This is a genomic window from Nocardia pseudovaccinii NBRC 100343 (genome assembly GCF_001613225.1).
In the GTDB taxonomy this organism is placed as follows: domain Bacteria; phylum Actinomycetota; class Actinomycetes; order Mycobacteriales; family Mycobacteriaceae; genus Nocardia; species Nocardia pseudovaccinii.
Genome location: NZ_BDBY01000434.1, coordinates 1 through 8,629 on the forward strand (window position 1 = coordinate 1; position 8,629 = coordinate 8,629).

General features: G+C 69.6%; 10 protein-coding genes and 1 pseudogene. 1 reads left to right on the plus strand and 10 read right to left on the minus strand.

Annotated features, from left to right (window positions below; translation table 11 throughout):
• Window positions 1-22 precede the first annotated feature (22 nt).
• The 5 genes from NP3_RS45205 to NP3_RS45225 form a co-directional block, all read right to left on the minus strand.
• The gene (locus NP3_RS45205) at window positions 23-241 is read right to left on the minus strand and encodes a hypothetical protein (protein WP_063047849.1); all 219 of its coding nucleotides are present in this window, start codon (window positions 239-241) and stop codon (window positions 23-25) included.
• Between the two features lie 68 nt (window positions 242-309).
• The gene (locus tag NP3_RS45210) at window positions 310-1,548 is read right to left on the minus strand and encodes a hypothetical protein (RefSeq protein WP_063047850.1); all 1,239 of its coding nucleotides are present in this window, start codon (window positions 1,546-1,548) and stop codon (window positions 310-312) included.
• A 748-nt stretch (window positions 1,549-2,296) separates the two neighbouring features.
• Window positions 2,297-2,869, minus strand: a complete 573-nt coding sequence (locus NP3_RS45215) for a hypothetical protein (protein WP_063047851.1) — start codon at window positions 2,867-2,869, stop codon at window positions 2,297-2,299.
• 51 nt (window positions 2,870-2,920) lie between these two features.
• Entirely contained in the window at window positions 2,921-3,751 is an 831-nt protein-coding gene (locus NP3_RS45220) for a class I SAM-dependent methyltransferase (RefSeq protein WP_063047852.1), read from the minus strand.
• 149 nt (window positions 3,752-3,900) lie between these two features.
• On the minus strand, window positions 3,901-4,785 hold the full coding sequence (locus NP3_RS45225) for a hypothetical protein (RefSeq protein ID WP_063047853.1): 885 nt from the start codon (window positions 4,783-4,785) through the stop codon (window positions 3,901-3,903).
• A 40-nt stretch (window positions 4,786-4,825) separates the two neighbouring features.
• On the opposite strand from NP3_RS45225, the gene NP3_RS45230 reads away from it, so the two are divergent.
• Window positions 4,826-5,056 carry a hypothetical protein gene (locus tag NP3_RS45230; protein WP_063047854.1) on the plus strand — a complete coding sequence of 77 codons (231 nt, stop codon included), beginning with the start codon at window positions 4,826-4,828 and terminating at the stop codon, window positions 5,054-5,056.
• 265 nt (window positions 5,057-5,321) lie between these two features.
• On the opposite strand, the gene NP3_RS45235 is transcribed toward NP3_RS45230, so the two are convergent.
• From NP3_RS45235 to NP3_RS51765, 5 genes and pseudogenes are all read right to left on the minus strand, one after another.
• Complete coding sequence (locus tag NP3_RS45235; RefSeq protein ID WP_063047855.1) at window positions 5,322-6,038, minus strand: magnesium chelatase domain-containing protein; 717 nt, start codon at window positions 6,036-6,038, stop codon at window positions 5,322-5,324.
• A complete protein-coding gene (locus tag NP3_RS45240) occupies window positions 6,035-7,024 on the minus strand; it encodes a DNA-processing protein DprA (RefSeq protein ID WP_063047856.1) in 990 nt (329 codons plus the stop codon). The genes NP3_RS45235 and NP3_RS45240 overlap by 4 nt, the downstream gene beginning before the upstream one ends.
• Before the next feature lie 83 nt (window positions 7,025-7,107).
• A complete protein-coding gene (locus tag NP3_RS45245) occupies window positions 7,108-7,638 on the minus strand; it encodes a hypothetical protein (RefSeq protein ID WP_063047857.1) in 531 nt (176 codons plus the stop codon).
• 186 nt (window positions 7,639-7,824) lie between these two features.
• The gene (locus tag NP3_RS51760) at window positions 7,825-8,244 is read right to left on the minus strand and encodes a magnesium chelatase subunit ChlI family protein (protein ID WP_084509696.1); all 420 of its coding nucleotides are present in this window, start codon (window positions 8,242-8,244) and stop codon (window positions 7,825-7,827) included.
• A pseudogene (locus NP3_RS51765) lies at window positions 8,231-8,596 on the minus strand (ATP-binding protein); the annotation flags it as partial. The pseudogene NP3_RS51765 and the gene NP3_RS51760, both read right to left, overlap by 14 nt.
• Window positions 8,597-8,629 lie beyond the last annotated feature (33 nt).

The window sequence follows — 8,629 nt, forward strand, 5'->3', positions numbered from 1 at the left end:
GGTGGTGGCGCTCGCCGGGGGATTACTTCTTGGTGCGGGGGGCGACGTTGATGGGGCGCAGGTGCCGGGCGCCGTGTGGGGCTTCGGGGTCGGTGTAGCCCCAGTGCTTGGCTTTCCAGTCCGGGAACTGTTCGCGCCAGCGGGCCACGGTCTCGGCGGCGAGCGCGGTCACCGCGCCGGCGGTGCCGAAGTGCTCGGCGGTGTCGAACTCGGCACGGGTCAGAACGGTGGTCTCGGCCATGAGGCACAACTCCTTCGAGAGCGGGGACAGGGGGAGGGGATCGAGTGACCGCGGATGCGTCGGCGGGTTCAGACGAGGGTCATCGCGGTGAGGGCGAGGTCGTCGAGGTCGTCGGCGCGGTCGGGGTCACCGATGGTCTGGGAGTAGCTGGTGACCGCGTTGGCGATCCCGGCCGCGGTCAGCTGTCCCCCGGCGATGAAGTGCGACAGGATCCCCGAGCGTTCGTCCTCGGTGAATCCGAGCTTCTTGCTCATCACCTCGAGGGTGCGTTCGGGCTGGGTGACCGGGGTCCCGGCGTGGCGTTCCAACTCCTCGACACGGGCGGCCACGAACTCCGGCGACATCCACTCCGAGACCTTGTCGCGGGTCTCGGCGGTGATCACCGCGAGCCGTTTGCGCTGGGTGTCGGTCGACCAGCTGCGGGTGCCACCGACCTCGAGGCGGTCCCCGACGTGGCGTTTGCTGAACGCGAACAACGGCAACGTCAGCCCGTTGCCGCAGATCTGCACCACCAGCTCCGGTTTCAGAGTGACGGCGTGGTGGCCGATCTCGGAATTGGAGAACCGCAACCCCGCGAACACCACCGGCTCGCTGCCCGGCCGGTAACCCCGGCCCTCCCGAGCGGCCAAGCGGCGGCCGGTCTCGATCTGCCCGGCCACGCGTCGGCGTTCGGCCTCGAGCTCGGGATTGGCGAACGGAGTCCGATAGTTCTCCAGCAACGTCGGCGCGAGCGCGCGGATCTTCGGGGAGTACACCTTGCAGTGCATCGAGGATTGCGACAGGTCACACGAGCGCACGGTGACCTCGGTGTCGGCCAGGCGGATGCCGTCGAGGACGGCGGTGAGCACGTCGAGGTTGTCGATGATCCCGTAGCGATCCGACAGCACCGCCCGCAAGATCCCCGGCTCGTTCGGCGTACTGGAGGTGAACAACCTGAGCAGGAACGAGCGCTCGTCCGGTCCGCCGGGCAGGCGCGGATCGGCCGGGCCGTGGAGCAGGCCGTTGATGTTGGCGTCGTAGAGGTCGGTGCGCTGGATCTCGCGCAGCGATTTCAGGTATCCGGCGGGGATCTTCAACTTCGCCCCCAGATGCGAATCCGCCGCCCCGGTCGGCCGGTACAGGCCATCGACCGGGGTGAAGCCCCGCTCGTCGAGTACCGGCTCGACCCCGGCCAGCTCGATCAGCCCGTCGCAGGCGCGAAGGGCGGAGGCGGGGGCCAGGACGTCGAGTTTGGCGGCCTGCTGGTCGTTGAGCAGACCGACGAGGTCGCCCAGTTCGGCGTGACGCACAGTCGAAGCGATCGACATTTCGGTGTGTTCCCTTCTCGGACAGTCGGATACGACACGCGACACCCACCGTGCGGCGGGTGGCGCGTGTACAGGGGGTTGGGAGCGCGGCGACGGGTTGGTGCGGGGCTCGCGGGCGTGCTCAGGCGCGCTGGGGAGCATGTCGACGAGACTTGTCGTTCTCGATCCGATGACGGCGAGCACCGGCGGAGTCGACTGCCTCGCGATGCGGGGCAGCCCGCACTCACCTGGGTCGGTGAGTGCTCGAGGGGCTCAGGCGGCAGTGTCGCTCGTCCTCGTCCTCGTCCTCGTCCTCGTCGGCGGCTGAGGTGTAGGCGAGGTTGTCGATCTACTGGTCTTCGACGGCGTCGAGCTGTTCGCTGGTGAGGGCAGGAATCGCCACGATCGAGGTGGTGCTGAAGCACCCTCCGTCGCCTCCAGGCGTCCGGTGTCGCTGTCGCTGTCGGTGTCGAAGGCGTGGTAGGTAGTACTCGTTGCTCGCGCCGCCCCTGATGGATGTAGGCGAACGACATTTCCACCGCCGCAGCGCCGTCGAGCCACGCGCACAGGCACCGGATCGGGTGGAGAATGTGATGGGCTCGGGCCTGCGGGTCGCATTCGAGGTAGTCGCGTTCTTCGCCGATCTGCGCGTAGGCCAACACCGCACGCAGGTCGGACAACACCGCAGGGGACACAGACAGGTCGGTGTCGGGCATCGTCGGATCTCCTCGAGGGGCTTGCGATGCGGTAGGTGCCGATCGCGCGGCGTTCAGTTCTTACGGCGCAGCGCTTCAACGAGCGCCCAGGAGGCGTCGGATTCGGCGCGCGCGGCGGCCAGACGCCGGTAGCCGCGCTGCTGAAGCACGTCGATGATTCCGAGGGCGGTGGCGGCGTCCTGGCGGCGCGCGTCGGCGCAGTAGTGGCGATGGCGTGCGGCGCGTTCGTCGGTCAGGAACTCCGTGGTGATCTCGATGACCGTGTCGGCCACCAGTTCCCGCAGATCCGCGTCGACGGTGCCGAGGGGGTAGCCGAGGTCGATGTGCAGGCGTCCGGGCTCACCCAGACACACCGCCGCCGCGGCTCCGCGTCCGGGCTCGCCGGGGACGAACCGTGCCAGTACCCGCGGGTTGCCCAACGCTTCGCCGTGGGCGCGCAGGCCGAAGAACCGCACGATCACCATCGACCGGCGCTCGGGGATCTCGTCCACCAGGACGGTGTGTTCGCCCATGTCGGTGAACACCGTCCCGGTCAGCGGGGCGTCGTCGGTGGCGAACAGGGTGTAGGAGGCCCCGAAGTCGGTGGTGTTGGTGGTGGTACTGAGGCTGAAACCTGGTGTGGGCATGACGAATCCAGACTCCTGTCCGAACGGCGAGTAAGAAGGGGCGGGGTGTGGTCAGCTGGCGCGGGCGCGACGATCCCACGGCATCGCGAGCACGGCCGCAGCGTTGGCCCGAGCGCGGCGGCGACGCGCGAGAGCGGTGTCGGCGAACTCGGCGAGCACGACCTCGGTCCGGGCCGGGCGCTGATGCCAGTACGGGTCGTGGAAGGCGGTATCGACACTGCACCCCGGCTCCAGCGCGATGCCGGTGCCGGAGGAGAAACGCTTGTATTCGGCATCCACCTGCTCCTCGAGCATCCCCTGGCCTCCGCTGTAGCGGAAAGGCGCCGAGGTCTGCGGGACCAGAAAGACGCCGCTACGGGCAAGGTGGGAGGCCAAGGCGATGACGTGGTATTCGAAGCGGGGTCCGCGGTAGCCGGGGGCGCTGCCGGTGCGAGTATGGGTGCCGAAGGGCGGGTTGGCGATCGCGGTGTCGAACATCCGCCACCGCTGCCGCCCGATATCGAACACATCGGCACAGACCCAGGTGGCTTCCGGGACCACCTTCATCCCGACCGCCACGAACTCGGGATTGGCTTCCACACAAACCAATTCGCGTGCGGGCAGCCCGTTGGACTGCTCGCGCAGGTTGCGGCAGGCGAAGGCCAGGGCGCCGATCCCGGCGCACAGGTCGATCACCCGGTTACCGACCACATCCAGCGACATGCAGTCCGCCAGATCTTGCGGGGTGAAGAACGCGCCGCCGGGATGGTGGTTCTGGTCTGCCGATTCCTGGAAGTTGTTGAGAACGAAGCGCTTCTCGTCCTCGTCCAGGTCCCGGCGCAGACCGGCCAACCCGAGCGCTTCGCGATGCGCGGCGGCCTCGGCACGAGTGAGTCTGCCCATGACAGCATCAACCTCCGAACACAGGAAAGACGCCGCACCCCGGGCAGGGGGTTCGGCGAAAGGGAAATGGATGTAGAAAGGGACCCGCCCCGGGCCAGGTCGGGGCGCTGGTGCGGGTGTGCGGCTCCGGGATGGCGTCGCGCGGGGTTTCAGGATCGTGGGGTGTGCGGCGCGGATTCCTCGGGTGCGCGCAGGATTTCGAATTCACGCAGTGCCCACCCGTGGGCTGCGCGCAGCAGGGGGCTGTTCGTCACAGTCCCGGAGTCGGTGATTTCGGCGCGCCGCCAGCGGGTCGGGGAGCACACCACGACCTGCCGCACGGCACCGACGCCGTGGCCGTAGGTGTAGAAGCGGTCCAACCGGATGACTGCGCCGACCGCTGCTGCCGCGCGACGGCGGGCGTCGGCGACGGCGCGGTGGTGGCGGATCGCTTCGGCGCGCCACCCGCAGGCGTCGGGATGCTCAGTGGGGGTGAGCGCTTCCAGGACCCGGCGGGTGACGCCTTGGTGATCGACCGGTCCTTCGGTCTCGTGCAGATGCTTGATCACGACCTCCGACACACCGCCACGGTGGTGGCGCAGGTAGAGCAGCACGTGCGCCGACACTGTGAGCGGTGTGGTGGTGGTGTCGGCGATCGCGGCGTAGAGGGCATAGGACCAGCCGCCGTGGCGGCCGGTGCCGAGTGCGGTGCGGCAGTGGACCACGACGCGGTGTCCGTCGCGCAGGTGTTCGTGCAGGTTGTCCAGGACGAAGCGGTGGGTGTCGGCCGATGCGGGCACTCGGAACCCGATCGAACCCATGGGGGTCTCCTCGAAACGGGCGCCACGCGAGGCGGCGCGGGTGGTCAGCAGTTGTCTGGTGATGAAGTCGCTCAGCCGTTGCGCGGCGGCGTCGACGAGGTCGGTGACCAATGGGTCGATGCTCTCGAAATCGGCGAGGATGGCCCGCAATTCGCGGACGTGATCGGGATGCAGCTTGGACAGCGGCCGGTTCGCCGAGTCCCGAGGCGGGGTGCTGCCCGATGCCGACCGCACCGGTCGAAGGCGCACAGCCGCCGGAGGTCGGCCGGTCGAGGTGGCGGGCCAGCAGGTGTGGCGGGAAGTGGCGCAGGCATTCGATCAAATCACCGTTGGTGAAGCCGTGATCGGCGTCGGGCGACTTGAGCACAGTCAGCACTCGGTGCGCGAGCGCGATGCCTGGGCCGAGCCGGTCGAAGATATCGATGCTGGCGTCGGTCTGGTGTTCACAGAGCTGGTCGTTGAACTCGATCGCCTCGTGCAACTGTACCGCTGCACGCCAAGCTGACGACTCCGCAAGGGATCGGAGTTCTTCGCGGCCTTCGACAGCTCGTCGAGCAGTGTCATCACGGCGACACCAGCGGTGTGGACGGCGCTGCCGAGGGCGGTGTGGACCTCCGTCCACGCCGACCCATTCGCCGGTCAGTGCGCTGATATGTTCATTCCAACAGGCTGTGTCGCAACGCAGGTCATCCAGGGACTTGGGCAGGTCTGTCATGGCGGATTCCACCTCCTTCCGTGGTGTCGTGAACGAGCCGCGATCCCGCCGGGGATCAGCGGTTGTCCTCGGCGATGGGTGGCCCGTCCTGATCGGGGTGGCGGCAGCCGGTGGCCGGGGGATCGTTGCTGCCGGAACCGTCGAGAACTGCCCGCAGGTGTCGGACCCGGCCGGGACCGAGGTTGTGGGCGATGCGCATCCCGGGCGAGTCTGGTGAGGCCGAGGTCGGTGCGGGATGGTCGCCGGCCAGCGACTCGAGCCAGGTGAGGACTCCTCGGAGATCGGTGGGGGTGAGGACGGTGATGCCCTCGATACGGTTGAGGTCGTCGGTGTGCTCGGGTGTGGCGATGACGATGTAGCGGAATTCCGCGCGCGCCGCCGCTGCGGCGATGGTGGTGAGGGCCTGCGGTGGGTGGCTGGGGCGCAGGCTGCCGTCGAGGCCGATTTCGGCGAGGAACACGATGTGGTCGAGCAGCCCGCGCCAGGGCGAGCCGGCGGCGAGCTGGTGGACGGCGACCGCGACCGCGAGATCGTGGTGCGGGCCGTCGCGGTAGCCGCCGAGTCGGTAGACGCGGAATGCCTCACCGGGATATTCGGCGTCGCTGTTGGCCAGCCCGGCACGGACGCGATGGCGGGTCTCAGCCGGGATCGGGTGCGCGGGCACGGATTCGGCTACCGGGTCCAGCACGGCGGTGGGGCTGGCGGCGATGAGGGCCAGTTCGGTGCCGCCGTGGCGGGTGAGGTTCGCGGTCCAGGCGAAGGTGTCGATCACGCGGGTTCTCCGTTCGGTCGGTCAAGGTCGCTGTCCTCGGGAAACGGCTCGGCGGGCAACAGCCCGCCGACGAGGTAGATGTCGCGGGGTGAGGCGACCGGGGTGAGGTCCTGGTCGGCGATGAGGTAGTTGCCGCTGCGGGAAGTCGGGGACGTGATCGGCCCAGGCACGGCGTAGGTGTTGCGTCCCAGCCGCTGCGCCCAGGTGATCGACGCCTCGCTCCAGCACTGCCGGTCGGCCTCGACGAGGACGCTGGCGCGGGTGAGCGCGGCGAGCAACCGGTGCGCCGCGCCGACCCGCTGCGGTCGCGTCGGGGTCCCGGGCGGGTATTCGCTGACCAGCACACAAGTGCCGGGTCTCGGGGCGCGGAGGTGGTGGTTGTGGTGGCGGTAGGCCAGGTCGGTGCCGCACGAGAGCACCGCCATCGTCGGTGCCGGGATCAAGTGGGCGGTGGTGAGGGCGTGGGCAGGGATGCCGGGACCGCCGGTGGCGGCGATCGCCATGCCCCGGGCGGTGACCTCGGCGACGATCGCGGTGGTGACTTCGATCCCGTAGGCGCTCGGGCGCGGTGTCCCGGCGACCGCGACGGCGTCCTCGGCGATCTCGGGCAACCCGGCGGTCCCCGACACCCACAGGGCGAGGGGGCCGACGAAGTGTTCGGGTCCCCACTCGGGTGTGTGCAGCGCGGCCAGATGCGCGGTCGGCCAATCGGCGTCGTCGGGGGTGATCAGGCGGCCTCCGCTCGCGTAGTGCACGACGAGGTCGGCGGCGGCGCGGTCGGGATTCGCGCGGGCGAGTACACCCGGATCCACCCCGTCGGTGGCGGTGCCGGTGGACAGGACGCTGGCGGCGTCTTCGACACCGAGCCGGTCGATGAGCCGCCACACCGATTTCGACGGCCCCCGCGCGGCCCGCGACAGCAGCGCCCACGCCAACCGTCGCGGCTCACGCACCGCCGCGAATGCGCAGTGATCGGTGATTGTCATGGGCGAAATCCGTTCTGCGAGTGAGTGAATCGGCGAGGGGTCCGCAGCGGGGCGCGCGCAACTCGTCGGGCCGGTGGTCGGTGTTATTTACCGGATGCGGTGAGGGGGCGCCCGGCGCGCCAGTTGGTCCAGGCGTCGGCGATGTTGGGGCGGGATCCGCCCGCGGCCACGAGCACGGCGTACGCGTGGGCGAAATCGACAGCGTCACCGGAACCGACCCCGGCGGCGTCACACCAGCCCCGCACATAGCCCAAGGCTTCGGCACACAGCCAATACGCCGTCCGATTTCGCAACGCGGCATCGTATTTCTCGAATTCCGGCACGCGCTCCTGCGGTGACGGGGCGGGTGCGAGGTTGGCGGTGAGGTCACCGCTGACCCGCCACGCGACCCACGCCTGCGCCAGACCGGGCACGAAAACGCTTTCGCTGGTGAGGGATTCGGTGACACGGTCGGCGTAGGCGGCGGCGAACGCTGTGGCGGTCTTCGCGTCGCGGGTGGTGGGGTGCTGGATGTGCAGCACGCCCCACACGAAGCCCTCGGCCCGCGCGCGGGCATTCCCGGCGCGGATGTCGGTGTCGGTGGTGGGCGGGTCGGCGGGCACGGTAGTGGACATGAGGCGAGGGCTCCTTCCAAACGAACGACAACGCCGCACCCGCTGAGGAGGTGCGGCGGCGAATTGAATGGTCTGGCAGGCGATCTCGATCTACCCGCACCCGGTACGGTGATTTACGGATTCATCGACCTGCCGCCGGTAGTCACCGAGGGAGCGCGCCGCGAGGTCGTGGGGGTCGAGGAGTGTCTATGGTGTGCCGGAACCGCGAAGGTGCAGGGCTTCGACGATGTCGTGGGTGCTGGGACCCTCGGCGCCACGCAGATCGGCGATCGTCGCGGCGACCGCCAGGGTCCGGTCCGCGCCGTGGCGGGTGATCCGCCCGAGCCGAAGCGCCGCCTCGACGGGCGCGGCCTCGGTCCGCGACAACGGAAACTGTTGGCGCAGTAGCGGTACGGGAACGCGGGCGTTGGTGGTGTGGCCGTGTTCGCGCCACCGCCGGGCGGCTGCCGCGGGCCGCGGTGACGCGGTGGCGGACCTGCGCGCTGGATTCGCGGGAGTCGTCCTCGAAACCGCAATGCTGGCCGGGGTTGTCGTGGACGGTGATGTCGACGCGTTCGGCCAGCACCCGGTGCAGCCGTCCCCGGTGGCGGCGCTTGGCCGCGGCAGGGCAGGCGCAGGCGGTGTCTCGGGCTGCGGCGCAGAGGCATTCGGCCGAGGTCAGCACCGCGATCGTGTCGCAGGGCAGACGCAGCAGGCTGTCGCGGTTGGCAACGACGACCTGCCCGTCGTCGAGCGGGGACCGTAACGCTTCGATCGTGCGGTCGTGCAGGTCAGGGTAGGAGTCGAGGTGCAGGACGCCGAGGTGGGCGCGGGCCACCGCGCCGGGACGCATCGAGGCGGCGCTGCCCAGCACCGCGCGGGCACTTGAGGAATGATGGACTTCGACATAGGGGCGGGCGGCGATCGCTGCCGGCGGCCCCTCGGGCAGGATGCCGGTCAGCGACGCGATCGCCCGCACCTGGAGCGACTCGGACTCGGTCAGCCGCGGCAG

What these genes read in the sequence shown, in the direction of transcription:
- NP3_RS45205 (WP_063047849.1), bottom strand. Translation starts at nt 241, where the DNA reads ATGGCCGAGACCACCGTTCTGACCCGTGCCGAGTTCGACACCGCCGAG.
- NP3_RS45210 (WP_063047850.1), bottom strand. Translation starts at nt 1,548, where the DNA reads ATGTCGATCGCTTCGACTGTGCGTCACGCCGAACTGGGCGACCTCGTC.
- NP3_RS45215 (WP_063047851.1), bottom strand. Translation starts at nt 2,869, where the DNA reads ATGCCCACACCAGGTTTCAGCCTCAGTACCACCACCAACACCACCGAC.
- NP3_RS45220 (WP_063047852.1), bottom strand. Translation starts at nt 3,751, where the DNA reads ATGGGCAGACTCACTCGTGCCGAGGCCGCCGCGCATCGCGAAGCGCTC.
- NP3_RS45240 (WP_063047856.1), bottom strand. Translation starts at nt 7,024, where the DNA reads ATGACAATCACCGATCACTGCGCATTCGCGGCGGTGCGTGAGCCGCGA.
- NP3_RS45245 (WP_063047857.1), bottom strand. Translation starts at nt 7,638, where the DNA reads ATGTCCACTACCGTGCCCGCCGACCCGCCCACCACCGACACCGACATC.